The following is a 15793-nucleotide window of genomic DNA, read 5'->3' as shown; positions in this document are numbered from 1 at the left end:
CGCCCTTTTGAGTTATCAGCTCTGAAATATTTCAGCTCTAAAATGCTGCGGGCCTTACGCCGCCTGACGCTCCGCGGTCTCAACCACGTTCACCAGTAGCTCCGCGCGGGTCATCGGGCCCACACCGCCGGGGTTCGGGGAAACCCAGGATGCCTTCTGCGCAGCCTCCGGGGAGACATCGCCGAAGAGCTTCTTCTTGCCGGTCTCCGGGTCCTCAGCGCGGGAAACACCAACGTCCAGCAGGATTGCGCCGTCCTTGACCTGGTGAGCCTTCAGCACGTGCGGAACACCCACAGCGGCAACAATGACGTCAGCCTCGCGCAGTACCTCGTCCAGGTTCTCGGTACCGGTGTGCGCCAGGGTTGCGGTCGCGTTCACCTCGCGGCGGGTCAGCAGCAGACCCAGCGGGCGGCCCACGGTAATGCCGCGGCCGAGCACCACAACGTTCTTGCCGTTCCAGTCGATGCCGTGGCGCTTCACCAGCTCAATGACACCGTTGGGGGTGCAGGGCAGCGGGGAATCCAGCGGCTCAGAAACGTTCAGCACGAGCTTGCCGAGGTTGGTCGGGTGCAGGCCGTCAGCGTCCTTCTCGGGGGCGATGCGCTCCAGCACGCGGTTGGTGTCCAGGTGCTTGGGCAGGGGCAACTGCACAATGTAGCTGGTGCACGCCGGGTCGTTGTTCAGCTTGTCGATCTCTGCGTCGAGCTCTTCCTGAGTGATGTCACCGGGCAGGTCCACACGGATGGAGTTAATACCGATCTCTGCGCAGTCGCGGTGCTTAGCGCCCACGTACGAGCGGGATGCGGGGTCGTCACCGACCAGCACGGTACCCAGGCCGGGGGTAATACCCTTAGCCTTGAGCGCCTCGACGCGCTCCTTCAGCTCTTCCTTGATGGCTGCGGCGGTTGCGTTACCGTCTAGAATCTGGGGCATTGTTTTTCCTTCCATAGATTGCGGCGGGTTCGCCGAAACGGACGGTCTGTGTGTTGGGTTCTAGGGTGTGCCCCTAGAGGTACCACTCCCCCGCTACGTCCCTCAACGAATGTGGCGGGTAGAGCAGCAAAAAGTAAGAGGGCGAAATAACCCCGCCCGCTCAGCACCCACAGGGAATGTTGAGCGAACGGGGTCATTCATGGGTCTACCAGTTCTCGCTACCCTGGTAGAGGGGGTACTTGGCGCACAGTGCCTCAACGCGGGCACGCAGCGCAGCGATGTCCGGGTTCGGCAGCAGTACGGAAGCGATAATGTCGGCAACCTCGGTGAAGCCCTCGGCGTCGAAGCCGCGGGTCGCCAGAGCAGGGGTACCGATACGCAGACCGGAGGTCACCATCGGCGGGCGGGGGTCGTTCGGCACAGCGTTACGGTTGACAGTAATACCGGCATCGTGCAGCAGGTCTTCTGCTTCCTTGCCGTTGAGGGCGTGGTTGCGCAGGTCAACAAGCACCAGGTGAACGTCAGTACCGCCGGATGCGATGGAAACGCCGGCGTCCTTCACATCCTGCTGCAGCAGGCGGTTCGCCAGGATCTGTGCGCCCTCAACGGTGCGCTTCTGGCGGTCCTTGAACGCGTCAGATGCGGCGACCTTGAACGCGGTAGCCTTCGCGGCAATCACGTGCATGAGCGGGCCACCCTGCTGGCCGGGGAACACTGCGGAGTCAATCTTCTTCTTCAGCTCCTCGGTGCAGAGGATGAAGCCGGAGCGGGGACCGCCCAGAGTCTTGTGTACGGTGGAGGAGACCACGTGTGCGTGCGGGACGGGGTTCGGGTGCAGACCCGCAGCCACCAGGCCCGCGAAGTGGGCCATGTCCACCCACAGGTACGCGCCGATTTCGTCAGCGATCGCGCGGAACGCAGCGAAGTCCAACTGACGGGGGTACGCGGACCAGCCGGCGATAATCAGCTTGGGGCGCTCAGCCAGCGCCAGTTCACGCACCTGCTCCATGTCAACGCGGCCGTTCTCGTCCACGCTGTAGGCGACAACGTTGTACAGCTTGCCGGAGACGTTCAGCTTCATGCCGTGAGTCAGGTGGCCGCCGTGTGCCAGGGACAGACCCATGATGGTGTCGCCGGGGTTCAGCAGTGCATGCATGACGGCGTTGTTCGCCTGCGCGCCGGAGTGGGGCTGAACGTTTGCGTGCTCAGCGCCGAAGAGTTCCTTCACGCGGGAAATAGCGAGGGACTCAACGATGTCAACGAATTCGCAACCGCCGTAGTAGCGGCGGCCGGGGTAACCCTCAGCGTACTTGTTGGTCAGCACCGAGCCCTGGCTTTCGAGGACGGCACGGGGGACGAAGTTCTCGGATGCAATCATCTCGAGGGTGTTCTGCTGGCGCTTGCGCTCCAGCTCAATGGCTTCTGCAACCTCGGGGTCGAGGTCGGCGAGGGGCATCTCGAGGATCTTCTGCTCGGACATTACGCTCCTGGGAGTGTTTTTGCGTTATCTTCGGTCGCTCATCATCGGGGTTTCCGCGGCGTATGCCGGGCGTTCTTCAGGAGGCGGCGGGCGCCTCCAACTGAAAACCCCGAATGAAAAAAATATGAGCTACACCTCATAATACCGTAAAGCCCGCTTTCCTTCGAGAAGGAAAACGGGCTTTACCAAGCATCACGATGAAGTTTTCACGGTGTCTGCGCGAGTCCGGCGCGGGGCGCACAACACACCCCGGCGGGCTTATTGGCGGCAGTTTACGCAGGTCTGTGCGCCCTACGCCTGACGCAGAATAGCGGAAGCGTACTCCAGGTACGCCTCGCGAGCGCTCTCCTTCTTACCGCCAGCCACCAGCTGGGTCTGCACCACGTAACCGGTCAGCACCGACAGCACCGCGGCACCGATAACGGTCAGCCACTCTTCAAGCTCTTCTTCGGTGAAGTCCAGCTCAGCGGCACCCCAGGCGCGGTAGCGTTCCAGGGACTGATCGCGCAGGTAGCTCAGCTGTTCAGACACCACGGTCGCCAGCTGCGGCATTGCCACAGCCTCGCCCCAGGTGACGAGCAGGTGACGGCGAATCTTGGGGGTGTCCAGCACCTTCAGGCACCCGAACACGTAGTCCCAGGGCTGTTCGGCGCGGATGCGGTCGAAGGGCGCCATGTCCATGCGGGCTGCCGCCAGGATAATCTCATCCTTGGAGGAGAAGTGGTTATAAATCGCTCCAGCAGACAGGCCAGTGGCCGCAATAATCTCGCTCATCGAAGCCTTCTGATAACCCTGCTTGATGAAGCATTCGCGGGCGGTCTCTACAATCTGAGAACGCCTGTTCTTTTTGTATTCTTCGCTGACTTTAGGCACACCCTAATCCTAGCGAACTTTTAGCCAATCCGTGCGCATCCTGGTCGCTGTTGACGCGCCCTCATGCGCAAATCCGGCGCAAAATAGAGCAAAAATTCTATAAATACGACTGCCCACAATACGGATGCTCCACCGCAGATGTTCCAACACGAATGTCCCAGGTGGAGAGTATGAAAAAGCGGGGCATCCCAGGCTCACCAGAAGGTTCACCCTAGAATGCCCCGCTCACAGCGGGCAGCTCAGCGCAGGCTGAGCCCGCTACACATTTTTAGTGGAAGAAGTGGCGGGTACCGGTCAGGTACATGGTCACGCCAGCAGCCTTAGCCGCCTCGATAACTTCCTCGTCGCGGATCGAACCGCCCGGGTGCACGACGGCACGCACGCCGGCGTCCAGCAGCACCTGCAGGCCGTCAGCGAAGGGGAAGAACGCGTCGGATGCGGCAACCGCACCGCGGGCACGCTCGTTACCTTCACCGCCGAGAGTGTTCGCGCGCTCCACCGAAAGCTTGCAGGAATCCACGCGGTTCACCTGGCCCATGCCGATGCCCACGGCGGCACCGTTATCGGCAAGCAGAATAGCGTTGGACTTGGGCGAACGCAGTGCACGCCACGCGAACTCGAGGTCACGCAGGGTTGCCTCGTCAGCCGGCTCACCGGCAACCAGGGTCCAGTTCTTCGGGTCGTCACCCTCAGCCTGTAGGCGGTCAGCCTCCTGGAAGAGTGCGCCACCGGAAATGGGGCGGTACTCGATAGCCTCGCGGGCAAAGTTCTCGGGCAGAACCAGCAGGCGCAGGTTCTTCTTCTCACGCAGGATCTCCAGCGCCTCGGGCTCGAAGCCGGGAGCCACGATCACCTCGGTGAAGATGCCCTTGACGGTCTGAGCCATAGCGGCGGTCACCGGGCGGTTAGCGGCAATCACGCCACCGTATGCGGACAGCGGGTCGCAAGCGTGCGCCTTCGCGTGAGCGTCCGCAATCGGGTCAGCCGCGCCGGGGGTTGCCACAGCAATACCGCAGGGGTTGTTGTGCTTGATAACGGCAACAGCCGGCTCGTCGAAGTCGTAAGCGGCACGCAGAGCGGCATCAGCATCAACGTAGTTGTTGTAGCTCATCGCCTTACCGTGCAGCTGCTCCGCCTGAGCAATGCCGGGGGCAGCGGCGGGGTCAACGTACAGGGCGGCACGCTGGTGCGGGTTCTCGCCGTAACGCAGGGTCTCGCTGCGCTCGAAGCCCAGGCCAGCGTACGGGGGCCAGAAGTTAGCGTCCTCATCCTGCAGGAACTGGGATGCGGTCCAGGTAGCCACAGCGGTATCGTACGCGGCGGTGTGGGCGAATGCGCCGGCAGCAAGGCGGCGGCGCTCATCCAGGGAGAAGCCACCGTTCTTAGCGGCCTCAACGGTGCGCGCGTAGTCGGCGGGGTCCACAACAATAGCGACGGCGTCGTGGTTCTTCGCGGCAGCGCGAACCATGGAGGGGCCACCAATGTCGATCTTCTCGATGATGGCGTCCTGATCGGCACCGGAGGCAACGGTCTCAACGAAGGGGTACAGGTTCACAACCACCAGGTCGAATGCCTCAACGTCCAGCTCTTCGAGGGTGTCGATGTGCTCCTGCTTGCGGCGGTCCGCCAGAATACCGGCGTGGATGCGCGGGTGCAGGGTCTTCACGCGCCCTTCGAGGCACTCGGGGAAACCGGTAACTTCGGTGACCTCGGTGACGGGTACGCCTGCTGCCGCGATGGTGGATGCGGTGGAGCCGGTGGAGACCAGCGCGACGCCAGCCTCGTGCAGGCCGCGGGCGAACTCCTCCAGACCGGTCTTGTCGTAGACGGAAATGAGGGCGCGGCGCAGGGGCACGCGATCGAGCTCAATGAGAGACACAAATACTCCGATGCTTTAGACGTGCACGCCGGTTCTCGGCGGCACAGCTGGTGGATGGACGTAGCCTGCCCGGATAGACAGGATATGTGTGGGGTATTCCCCGCCGCTGTGCACCTTCCCCTCAGGGGTACTCGGGTGCCACAACGGAACGTGTGTGGGCGGCGGGGTGTGAGCTCGGCTCATTCCGCCGCAAAAATCTAGTGGGCGGAATTAGCTGTCGGATGCAGCGCCGTCAGATGCAGTGCCGTGAGATTCAGCCAGGGATGCGATGGTCTGCACGAGCAGGCGGCGCTCCTGCACCTTAATGCGTTCGTGCAGGGTTTCTTCGGTGTCGTCATCCAGAACGGGCACTGCCGCCTGGGCGAGGATGGGGCCGGTGTCAACGCCCGCATCCACAAAGTGGACGGTCAGGCCGGTAATCTTCACACCGTGCGCTAGGGCGTCACGCACGCCGTGCGCACCCGGGAAGGAGGGCAGCAGGGCGGGGTGGGTGTTAATAATGCGGTTTTTGAAACGCTCGACCAGCTGCGCGTCAACAATGCGCATGAAGCCGGCGAACACAATGTAATCGGGGTTGTAGGAAGCGATCTTTTCTTCCAGCGCGCGGTTCCAAGAGGGGCGGTCGGCGTAGTCGCCGGGCTGCACCAGGAAGGTGGGTACGCCCGCCGCCTGGGCACGTTCAATGCCCAGACAGGGCTTGTCGGCGCCCACTGCCGCAATGTCGAGGGGAAGCTCGCCCGCTGCTACAGCGTCGAGGATGGACTGAAGATTCGTTCCGGAGCCGGATACCATAACCACAATTCGCACCCGACTAGTATAACCCGTCTCACACCCTTATCCAAAGGGGGTAAGAGGTTCACAACACGCCTAAAGCCCAAAGGCGAGCACAAAGAAACCCCGGCGGGATGAATCCTCACCGGGTTTCACTGGAGTTCATGGGGGTTCATGGGGCTTCACCGGGGTTTGCTGGGCGCAAACTCAACAGGTCGCGAACTCAATAGGTCGCGGGCGCACGGGACGGTACCCTTATAGGTATGTCTACTCCCCCGCAGAACACTCCAAACAACGCACCGAACAACGGCACGCCGCAGAACCAGCAGGTTCCGCCGCGAGCGCCGCAGCAGGCACCGCAGAACATGATGCCGCAGCCTCGGGGACCTCAGGGCAAGAAGCCGCGCAAGCCTATCGACCCCATCGAACAGCAGAAAGCGAATATTCGCACCTCGCTCATGCTGATCGCTGCCGCGCTGGTGATTTTTGCGGCGTCTTCCTTCGTGCTCTCCACGATGCCGCTTTTCTTGGCGCTCTTCATCTTCGCGCTCGCCGGCATTACCCTGAGCATTATTGCGATCGTGCGCACCGCCGTCTACCGCGGCCCCTGGTTCTTCTACATTGCCGCGGGCGTCAGCATTATCTACGGCGCGATGACCCTGCTCGGCGGCATTGGTCTTGCACTCATGCCCGGCGCTCAGGAGTACCGTGAGTGCCGCGCCGCCGCGCTGACCCAGACCGATATGTACACCTGCGACCAGAAGTTCCAGGGCACGATGGACAAGCTCACCGGCACGTCCAGCCCTTCTTCCCCTCGCTAAGAATGCAGTGCGCTAGTTCTTCTTACGCGGGTTAGAACCCTGGGCGCTAGAACCCTGGGACTTCGAGGAGATGACATCCAGCGGGGGCAGCTCCACGGTAGACGCCTCATCGGTCACCAGCGGAAGCACTCCGGTCTGACTACGAACCTCAAAGATGCGCTTCATCGCCTGATCAGCAGAGAGGACATCCAGTTCGCGATCCACAAAGTCGCGCTCTGAGTCCTTCTTCTGCTTCTTGCGTGCCGCCTTAGCCGCCTTCTTCGCCTCGCGCTTCTGCTCACGCTCATGCGCGCGGTCATTGGCACGGTCCCGAGCGGAATCCTGCGCGGCGGATGCGGCGTGAGCGGCATCGGCTGAGCTATCCTGCGCTGAGTCATCTTGCGCTGCGGCGGGCTGCTCAAGACCAAAGCCGAAGTACGCCATAATGCGGCTCGCGCGGCCCTTCGAACGCAGCGCCTGCTCTGCGGGCTCTTCGACAGCGTCCTCACGCTCAACAGGTTCAGCAGCCTCGTAGACGGGCTCCTGAATCAGCTCGCGGGTCTGCTCATCGGAGGGGTCGTGAGCGTACAGGGCGGGCTCATAAGCAGTGTGTTCATAAGTAGCGTGCTCGCTGGAGGCAGGCTCAACAGAAGCTTCGATACTCTCGTAATCCTCAGCATGCGCAGAGTCAGCATGTGCAGAGCCAGCATGTGCAGAGTGCAGGTAATCGACCTGCTGAACGGCCTCAATCGGCTCGTACTCCTCAGCAGAGCTCTCCTGCGCAATAAGCTCTTCGGAGACAGACTCCTGAGTAGCGTCCGCAGTGGATTCTGCTACTACAGGCTCTTCAGCCGCCTCTTCGCGCTCTGCAACAATCTCAGCGAAAGCATCCGCCGCCGCACGCTGCGCCAGCTGCTCAGTCGCCTCCACCGGGACGGCAACCACAGGCTCCTGCGGATGCACCGGAACGTGACCGGTCGCCACCTCAGATACAACAGACTGCTCAGATGCTACAGACCGCTCGGGCTCAGCAACGTGCTCGGAAGCCTGCGCACGTGCCGCCTCCTCAGCTTCACGCTCAGCGGCTTCACGCGCAGCCGCCTCTTCAGCTTCACGCTCAGCGGCTTCCTCAGCCTCACGCTGTGCACGTTCCGCACGCTCCTGGGCACGCTGCTCACGATGCTGTGCAAAGCGCTCACGGCCCTGCGCAAAACGCTCACGGGTCGAGGCAGTAAAACTCATCAGACGCTCACCCAGATTCGGGCGCTCATCCGCAAAACGAGGCAGCTCACGGCTACTATCCGGTACCAGGGCACGGCTCAGCAACATACCGAAAGTCACGCCGGCACCCACCGTCAACGCGGTATGCGCCGCAAAAGTCAGCGGCTCAGCACCAACCTCCGTAAAACGACCAATGCCCAGGGAGCCGTACGAAATCCAGCCCAGCCACAGGGCACCAAACGACGTCATAATACCGGTCATCACACCCAGCACCACCGCAGAAATCAGCGCAGACAGCGGGCGGAACGGAACCTTCAGGGCAACCCACTCATCCAGGTGATCCTCACCCTCACGCAAGAACCACCAGCCAGCAATCGCACCGGCACCCAGCGGCACCAGCAGACCCACCAGACCAAACGAGCCCATCGACTCGGGCACAGCACCCAGAATCGGAAGCATCGGCAAAGTACCAACATCGCTACTGGTCAAGCCAACCGAGGTACCCGCACCAAAGGAGAAACCGGCACCGGTCGACCACGCAATCGCATAAATCACCAGGTTCGGCAAGAAACCCAACTGCAACAGAGTCACCGCAGTATCACCCACAGCGCCCGCATGCAGCTCCTGGTAGGTGGCAACAATCTGCGACCAGCCAGCCAAAATACCGATACCCAAAAGCACCGCGCCCAGACCGACCAGCGCCACAAAAGCAACCACCGCGGCACGCACCACAGCCCAGGCATACGAACCCGCCCAACGCGAATACTGACTCATCTGCGAAATCTGCTCCGCAGTATCAACACCCACCATGCGCGAGAGCGAACGCGCCTCACGGTAGCCACCCCACATCAGACCAGCCACCACAATACCCAAAGGCACCAGGGCAGCATTCAACGCCTGAAGAGGCTGCGGATGCGGGCTCGCCCAACCGTACATCGCCGAACTAATCAGCGCGTAAGTCACCGAACCGGACAGCACCGGAATCAAAAACTCACCCTCATACGAGGCGCGCGCCAGGCGACGACCCGAACGGTAACAGAGCAGCAGAGGCAGAATACTCAAACCCAGCGGCACCAGCGTCATCGTGCCGGCAGAAGCACCAAAAGCAGCCGCAAGATCCAAAGGAACACCGTGAATCAGAAGCCACAGGTGCGCCGACATGGCGGCCACGGAGGAGAACTCCATGTCGCCAAAACCCTTGGTCGCCCACACGGCAGACATCGCCGCAAACACAGCAAGCGCAGAGAACAGGGCAGTAACAATTAGCTCAACAACACCCTGAAGCCACAGAGGCATGGGCATGGAATAACGAGAGATAGGTGAGGTGCTTTTCATCGTCCTTCAATCATGCCACGAATTAACGACGAAACCCGCCTCCGATTAACACTCGAAAGCGGGTTCTCACAACTATTCACACAGGTATGCACGCGAGGACGCGCATCCGGCAAAGTTTTAATCCTCAGTCCACGGGTTGGAAGCCTGAACACCCCAGGCGCGGTACACCTGAGCCTTAGAAGAAATCAGCTCCAAATCATAGGCACTCGCACTCGCCGCCATCAGACCCTCCAGGGCGGCGGTAGGCAGCGGACCAGCATCATCACGGCCCACGGCATGCACGCCGCGCGGCGCCTGACGGCCCGCCCACTCGAGGCTCACACGCGCATCCACATTAATAACGTGGTCGCCAAAGCGCTCAAGAAGTTCGGTAATCCAGCGGTCAGTTTCCGGGTAGGGGTATAGACCCTTCAGCTCACCAATACTCAGCACGGAAATGTACATGTGTCGGAACGAGCGGCGGCGCAGAAAAGCGACCACGGCGGGGTCTGGATCCGCCTTACGGATCTCCGCAAGAACGTCGGAGTCCAGGAGCATACCGGAGAAATTCATACCCCTAATGCTACGCTACGCGCAGACCGGCGTACTCAATAGCGGGGATGCCCTCGGGGTTGGGCAGAAGAAGGAAGTTCAGGAACTCGTCGCGCTTAGAAGAAATGCGGGAGTAATCGTCAATGCTGACTGCGGTGTATCCGCCTCGCGCGGGGACAGCTGCGGCACGCAGGCTTTCCTGGTAGGAGCGGGAGGGGTTCAGAGAGATTGCTGCTTCGGTTGCAGAGCCGTTGTACATGTGACAACCTGCGCCGTGAGTGGCGCGATCCTTTCGCGTTGCTCTTGTCTGTACCAATTACCACCGGTTATTCCGGTGGTGAATACAAACCGCTTCGTCATCCGAGCCACCCGTGAACATGGGGTTGGCGTTCGACCATAGTCGGAGCTTATCAGTCGAAACTCTTGAAGCTGGGTTTAGCTTACAGCATTTTCTCAAGTTAAGTAAAGCGTTTTTTGAAAGAGATTTAGATTATTAGCATTTTGGCTTGTGGGAACGTTTTAAATGGCGGGAATTTTTGATACTGCGCGGAATATCTTATGTGAATACAGGTGTTTTTATGCGTTAAAAACTCCCCCGCCAAAAATACGAAACACGCCCCAAAACACCGCTCAATAGTCGCCCCAGCCACCAGCTCGGCAACCAGCCCGGCAGCCACCCGCAAATGACCGGCGACAAGGCGCAAACCCGCACGATACGCGATAATGAGCTGGTGAGCGCCAACAACCCCTTCCCCGAAATTCCCGTCACCGTACCGCAGATCATTCGCCAGGCCGGGCACCGCACCTACCAGCGCGGTGTCGCCTACCAGCGCAACCGCGAAGTCATCCGCTACAGCTACGACGAAGACGAGCGCACCCTCACCGGGCTCGTCAACGGAAGCACCATCATCCCCTACGAAGTGACCGTTCGCTTCTTCCCCGCCGTCAGCGGCTCCGCAACCTTCACCGCCCGCTGCACCTGCCCCGTGCTCACCGATTGCAAGCACGCCGTAGCGCTCATGCTCACCGCACTCGACCGCGCCTCCGTAGCGAAAAAGGCACTCAGCGAACACCCCGGACCGGTCGGCGTACCCGGTGCCGCGACGAAGGGCGCCACTGCGAAGAGCGCGGATGTTGCGGAGGCGAAGAAGTCCGCCGACCCGCTTGCGGCGCTACGTGCCTCCGGTGCGCTCACCACCGCGGCAAAACTACCCGCACCCGATGCAGCGGCTGTCGAGCCCGAAAACCCCCAGGGAAGCTTTGCGCTCAACGAGCTAGGCGCCTCCCCGAGCCTGCAGGCAGAGGCGTCCGCCACCAAAATCTCGGCATGGCGACGCGATCTCTCCTCCGTTCTTTCCGCACGTCAGGACCTTGCGGGCATTGATTCGATGCGCGTGAGCGGTGCCCTGGATTTCTCACTGAGCGTCTCCGGCTCCTACGCGCGCGGCCGCAATATGCCCGGGGCAACCCCCAGCATTAACCTGCTCGCCCGCCCGCTCATGGCGTCCAAAACCGGGCGCTGGATCAAGGGCGGACTCAGCTGGGAAACCTTCGCCTCCAGCGTGGGCGGACCCGTCGGACGGCACGAAATCTACCCCGAACACGAACGATTCTTCGCCGAGCTCTACTCGATTGCCCGCCCCTGGCAGAACATGTATTCCTCGCACCGCGACTGGATTTCGATTAGCGCATCTGCCTCCACTCTGCTCTGGGATGTACTCGCCCGCGCGGAGGATATTGGCCTGCCCCTGCTGATCAACGGTCGCGAGGTGAACTACGCCGTGCTGAGCCCGGCACAGGTGCGCCTGCACGCCAGCGCTGAGAAGCACGCAGAAGGCGCCGGCCTGCAACTTCAAGCCGCGCTCAGCTGGGAAGGACGCGAAGGCGAACTGCTGCGCCAGCTCTGGCTGCCCGCCGCGCACTGCCACCCCATCGGCACCCCGCGCACCGGTTTCTTTGCCCTGGGCGGGCTCGCACAGCAGGAGTACGAGCAGGCGGCAAAGGCGGTGCACTGGAAGACCGCGCGCCCCGGCGCACTGGATGAAGTGGGCCGCGAATCTTTCGTGCAAAAGGACGCGCTGAAGGCGCCGACTGAGGAAGCCGAGAATAGCGCACCGACGATTGCCCCAGTACAGGGTGAGCGGGTGCGCTACTCCCCCGCCGTGCCCGAACTGCCCGAGGGCGTGGAGCTGGCGCTCATCCCCCTGGTCGAGCCGCTCGATGCCGCCTCCGAATCGCTCATTAGCGCCGGAACCGTGCACATTCCCGCCGCGGAACGCGCCACGTTCCAGAAGGAGTATCTGCCCGCGCTCAGCCGTTCCATTCCCTCGCTGACCCCCGATCCTGCGCTGGCGCTGCCGCGCGTGAAGCCGCCGCATCTGGTGCTTGAAATCAGCTTTGACGAGCAGGTACGCCACGACGCGCAGCTGAGCTGGCACTGGGAGTACCCACTGAACCCCTTCGCGGAGGACAGTGCAGAGGAGGCGAGCGCGCAAGAGGCGAGCACACAGAATCCTGCGGCCGGCTCCGATGTGTGCTCCCTGCCCGTTTTCGGTTACCCCGGTGAAGAGGGCGGCGAGATTCGCGACGAGCGTTTTGAGGCGCGCGTGCTGCGTTCGGTACGCGCCATTCTTGCCGCCCACCCGGCGCTTTCCGGGCTGGAGGAGCGCCGCATCGAAGGCTGGGAAACCCGCGAGCTGCTCAGCGCGATTCTGCCGAAGCTTCGCCGTGTTTCCGCTGTTCAGGTGCGTTTTAATGGCACCCCGCCACAGTTCGTGGAGGCAACTGACGCGCTCATTGAAATCACCGTGAGCGAGGGCAATTCTCGCGACTGGTTCGGCCTGGGCATTGCGGTAAAGGTCAATAACTGGACCGTGCCGTTTGCGCAGATTTTTGAGGCACTCGATCGCGGGGCAGACCGTATTCTGCTCGGTAACGGTACCTATTTTTCGCTGCGTCGACCCGAGTTTAAGACCCTGCGCACCCTCATCGCGGAGGCTCGCGAACTCGACGATGCGGGCGGTGAGTTGCGCATTAACCGCCACCAGGCGGGACTATTCTCTGAGCTGGAGTCGCTGGCGGCGAGCGTGCATACGACCGCGCGGTGGGACGCTCAGGTGCGTTCGCTACTGGAGCTGGTTGAGGGCCTGGAAGATGCCGAAGAGAGCGCTGAAAAGGGCACTGAACAGACCCTTGACAAGGGCACGCAGGATTCCCCCGCGCTCCAGAAGACCTCTCGCAAGAAGACTTCCCGCCAGATTATTCCGAGCTGCCCGGTACCCACCGGCCTGCAGGCGACCCTACGCCCCTACCAGGTGGAAGGTTTCCAGTGGCTGTCGTTCCTGTATGAGCAGCGTCTGGGCGGTATTCTCGCCGACGATATGGGTCTGGGTAAGACCGTGCAGGCTCTCGCCCTCCTCGCCCACGCCATCGAGGAGCACCGCACCGCCTCCGAACGTACCACCGAGCGCGGTGAGAGCGTCGAGCCGTTCGCGCCTTTCCTCGTGATTGCACCGACCTCCGTCATCACTAACTGGGCGGCGGAGGCGGAACGCTTCCTACCCGAGGCGAAGGTCGTGACCATCACCGAAACCACCGCCGGTAAGACCCCGCTTGCCGAGCGCATCGCCGGGGCACACCTGGTGCTGACCAGCTACACACTGTTGCGCATGGACGAGGACGCATACACCGGTTACGCCCGCACGCTAGGCCGTACCGTTGACGATTCCACGGGCGAGCAGTCCGCCCCCGAAGGCTGGGGTGCGCTCCTGCTGGACGAGGCGCAATTCGTCAAAAACACCGGCACCCGCGCCTGGTCCATCGCCCGCGCGATGCCCGCCCGCACCAAGATCGCGATGACCGGCACGCCCATTGAGAACAACCTCATGGAGCTGTGGGCGCTGCTGGCGATTGTGGCGGATGGCCTGTTCCCCTCAGCCCGTGCGTTCCGTGACCTGTACGCTCGCCCGGCGGAGTCCGGTGAGGACCCGGCGCACGCCGCGGCGACGGCTGCTCGTCTGCGCCGGCGCATCCGCCCGCTCATGCTGCGCCGCACCAAGGAGCTGGTGGCGGCGGAGCTTCCGGCGAAGAACGATACGCGCGTGAACCTGCCACTGGCTCCCGGTCACCGCCGCATCTATGACACGCATCTGCAGCGTGAACGTCAGAAGGTGCTGGGTCTACTGGAGGATATGGACAAGAACCGGTTCACGATCTTCCAGTCGCTGACCCTGCTGCGCCGCCTGGCGCTCGATGCCGCGCTGATTGATCCGGAAGCCTACGCCGGGGTGTCGTCGGTCAAGCGTGACTACCTGGTTCAGCAGCTGCCCGACCTGCTCGAGAAGGGCCACCGAGTGCTGGTGTTCAGCCAGTTCACCGGCTACCTCAAGAGCATTTCGGCACGCCTGGCTAAGGAGGGCATCGGTCACCTGTACCTGGACGGTTCGACCCGCAACCGTGCCGAGGTTATCGAGGCGTTTACGAGCGGGCAGGAGCCGGTGTTCCTCATTTCGCTCAAGGCTGGCGGTTTCGGCCTGAACCTGACCGAGGCGGACCACGTGTTCATCATGGATCCGTGGTGGAACCCCGCCGCCGAGCAGCAGGCGGTGGACCGTATTCACCGCATCGGCCAGGACAAGGAGGTGCACGTCTACCGTCTGGTCGCCGAGGGCACCATTGAGGAGAAGGTCATGCAGCTCAAGGAGTCGAAGGCCGCGCTCTTCGATGCGGTGGTCGGTGAGGGCGAGTTCGCCTCCGCAGCGGTGACGGCTGAGGATGTGCGTGAGCTCTTTGCGCCGGCTATCGAGCGATAGCCGCCCTCCAATCTGAGCGGTAGCCGCCTTCCAGACTGAGCGGTAGACTTCGGGTCTGCTGATATGCCTGACGCCCGTCATTTTTCGTTACTTGGTTACGCCTCGGGCTAGATTCACGCCCGATTCTGCTGTGGCCCTTCTCAACGGGGGCTCTGAGGCGTAACCTGGTACGACTACTTACGGAGGCGCCGCCTCCCCACAGATTCAAAAGGAGCATCATGAGCTACAACGTACCCAATGTAAAGTTCAACGACGGCCGATCCATTCCGCAGCTGGGCTACGGCGTGTGGCAGATTGAGGACGAGGTCGCCGAGAAGATTGTGAGCACCGCCCTGGAGATCGGCTACCGCCACATCGACACCGCCGCTAGCTACGGCAACGAGGCGGGCGTGGGCCGCGCTATCGCTAACTCCGGCGTGGCTCGCGAAGACATCTTCCTCACCACCAAGCTGTGGAACTCTGACCAGGGTTACGAGAGCGCTTTCGAGGCGTTCGAGGCTTCCTTGGAGAAGCTGGGTACCGACTACGTTGACATGTATCTGATTCACTGGGCTAAGCCGCAGCAGGGCCTGTACTTGGATTCTTGGCGTGCGCTGATTGAGCTGCAGAAGCAGGGTAAGGTCCGTTCGATTGGTGTTTCGAACTTCCCCGAGGAGCAGCTGCGCGAGATTATCGAGGAGACCGGCGTGGTTCCGGTCATCCACCAGGTTGAGCTACACCCCTACTTCTCGCAGGAGGCGCTGCGCGCCGTTCACGCCGAGTACGGCATCGCGACTCAGGCATGGAGCCCGCTGGGCAACGGTAGCGATCTGCTGCAGAACCCCGTGCTGGCTGAGATTGCGGAGCGCCACGGCGCAACCCCCGCGCAGGTCGTGCTGGCATGGCACCTGGCTAAGGGCACCGTGGCTATCCCGAAGTCCGCGACCCCCTCCCGCATTGAGGAGAACCTGGCGTCGGTGAACGTGAAGCTGACCGCCGAGGACATCGCGGCTGTGGATGCGCTTTCCAGCCCCGAGGGTCGTATTGGCGCTGACCCGGCGAACATTGATTTCTAAGCTGGAGCGTAGAGTCCCGCGTCTAGGGGCTTGAAGCTAGGCAGAGTAAAGCCCCGACAGGCACAGATAGTGCTTGTCGGGGCTTTATTGCGTTCTCAGGATTG

The 15793-nt window shown here is 62.1% G+C and carries 11 protein-coding genes and 1 riboswitch; of the genes, 3 read left to right on the top strand and 8 right to left on the bottom strand.

The genetic code is table 11. The features are described 5' to 3' along the window. Positions 1-54: 54 nt before the first annotated feature. From HMPREF2710_RS08160 to purN, 5 genes are all read right to left on the bottom strand, one after another. On the bottom strand, positions 55-933 hold the full coding sequence (locus HMPREF2710_RS08160; protein WP_005508973.1) for a bifunctional methylenetetrahydrofolate dehydrogenase/methenyltetrahydrofolate cyclohydrolase: 879 nt from the start codon (positions 931-933) through the stop codon (positions 55-57). A gap of 205 nt (positions 934-1138) precedes the next feature. Next, entirely contained in the window at positions 1139-2413 is a 1275-nt protein-coding gene (gene glyA, locus HMPREF2710_RS08155; RefSeq protein ID WP_012904094.1) for a serine hydroxymethyltransferase, read from the bottom strand. Between the two features lie 291 nt (positions 2414-2704). Beyond that, on the bottom strand, positions 2705-3286 hold the full coding sequence (locus tag HMPREF2710_RS08150; RefSeq protein WP_049341495.1) for a TetR/AcrR family transcriptional regulator: 582 nt from the start codon (positions 3284-3286) through the stop codon (positions 2705-2707). Between the two features lie 268 nt (positions 3287-3554). Then, positions 3555-5165 carry a bifunctional phosphoribosylaminoimidazolecarboxamide formyltransferase/IMP cyclohydrolase gene (gene purH, locus HMPREF2710_RS08145; protein ID WP_012904095.1) on the bottom strand — a complete coding sequence of 537 codons (1611 nt, stop codon included), beginning with the start codon at positions 5163-5165 and terminating at the stop codon, positions 3555-3557. Positions 5166-5375: 210 nt separating this feature from the next. Further along, positions 5376-5957 carry a phosphoribosylglycinamide formyltransferase gene (purN, locus tag HMPREF2710_RS08140; protein WP_049352241.1) on the bottom strand — a complete coding sequence of 194 codons (582 nt, stop codon included), beginning with the start codon at positions 5955-5957 and terminating at the stop codon, positions 5376-5378. Positions 5958-6199: 242 nt separating this feature from the next. On the opposite strand from purN, the gene HMPREF2710_RS08135 reads away from it, so the two are divergent. Beyond that, positions 6200-6757: a 4-hydroxyphenylpyruvate dioxygenase gene (locus HMPREF2710_RS08135; RefSeq protein WP_070600581.1), complete on the top strand. Its 558-nt coding sequence runs from the start codon at positions 6200-6202 to the stop codon at positions 6755-6757. 12 nt (positions 6758-6769) lie between these two features. Here HMPREF2710_RS08135 and HMPREF2710_RS08130 read toward each other — a convergent pair whose 3' ends face one another. From HMPREF2710_RS08130 to HMPREF2710_RS08120, 3 genes are all read right to left on the bottom strand, one after another. Then, entirely contained in the window at positions 6770-9292 is a 2523-nt protein-coding gene (locus HMPREF2710_RS08130; RefSeq protein WP_070600579.1) for a cell division protein PerM, read from the bottom strand. A 117-nt stretch (positions 9293-9409) separates the two neighbouring features. Further along, positions 9410-9844, bottom strand: coding sequence for a PIN domain-containing protein (locus HMPREF2710_RS08125; protein WP_049341485.1), 435 nt, complete (start codon positions 9842-9844; stop codon positions 9410-9412). A 10-nt stretch (positions 9845-9854) separates the two neighbouring features. Continuing rightward, the gene (locus HMPREF2710_RS08120) at positions 9855-10082 is read right to left on the bottom strand and encodes a hypothetical protein (RefSeq protein ID WP_005506796.1); all 228 of its coding nucleotides are present in this window, start codon (positions 10080-10082) and stop codon (positions 9855-9857) included. A 35-nt stretch (positions 10083-10117) separates the two neighbouring features. Then, a riboswitch (SAM riboswitch) is annotated at positions 10118-10252 on the bottom strand. A 254-nt stretch (positions 10253-10506) separates the two neighbouring features. Here HMPREF2710_RS08120 and HMPREF2710_RS08115 point away from each other — a divergent pair. Beyond that, positions 10507-14634 (top strand): DEAD/DEAH box helicase, encoded by a 4128-nt coding sequence (locus HMPREF2710_RS08115; protein ID WP_070600577.1) that lies wholly within the window; start codon positions 10507-10509, stop codon positions 14632-14634. Positions 14635-14852: 218 nt separating this feature from the next. Continuing rightward, a complete protein-coding gene (locus HMPREF2710_RS08110) occupies positions 14853-15689 on the top strand; it encodes an aldo/keto reductase (protein ID WP_049350026.1) in 837 nt (278 codons plus the stop codon). The last annotated feature ends 104 nt before the right edge of the window (positions 15690-15793 follow it).

The sequence above is a fragment of the Rothia sp. HMSC069D01 genome, from assembly GCF_001810135.1.
Classification (GTDB): domain Bacteria; phylum Actinomycetota; class Actinomycetes; order Actinomycetales; family Micrococcaceae; genus Rothia.
This window is presented reverse-complemented; position numbering and strand designations above follow the sequence as displayed.

What these genes read in the sequence shown, in the direction of transcription:
- HMPREF2710_RS08160 (WP_005508973.1), bottom strand. Translation starts at nt 933, where the DNA reads ATGCCCCAGATTCTAGACGGTAACGCAACCGCCGCAGCCATCAAGGAA.
- glyA (WP_012904094.1), bottom strand. Translation starts at nt 2,413, where the DNA reads ATGTCCGAGCAGAAGATCCTCGAGATGCCCCTCGCCGACCTCGACCCC.
- purN (WP_049352241.1), bottom strand. Translation starts at nt 5,957, where the DNA reads ATGGTATCCGGCTCCGGAACGAATCTTCAGTCCATCCTCGACGCTGTA.
- HMPREF2710_RS08135 (WP_070600581.1), top strand. Translation starts at nt 6,200, where the DNA reads ATGTCTACTCCCCCGCAGAACACTCCAAACAACGCACCGAACAACGGC.
- HMPREF2710_RS08130 (WP_070600579.1), bottom strand. Translation starts at nt 9,292, where the DNA reads ATGAAAAGCACCTCACCTATCTCTCGTTATTCCATGCCCATGCCTCTG.
- HMPREF2710_RS08125 (WP_049341485.1), bottom strand. Translation starts at nt 9,844, where the DNA reads ATGAATTTCTCCGGTATGCTCCTGGACTCCGACGTTCTTGCGGAGATC.
- HMPREF2710_RS08120 (WP_005506796.1), bottom strand. Translation starts at nt 10,082, where the DNA reads ATGTACAACGGCTCTGCAACCGAAGCAGCAATCTCTCTGAACCCCTCC.
- HMPREF2710_RS08115 (WP_070600577.1), top strand. Translation starts at nt 10,507, where the DNA reads ATGACCGGCGACAAGGCGCAAACCCGCACGATACGCGATAATGAGCTG.
- HMPREF2710_RS08110 (WP_049350026.1), top strand. Translation starts at nt 14,853, where the DNA reads ATGAGCTACAACGTACCCAATGTAAAGTTCAACGACGGCCGATCCATT.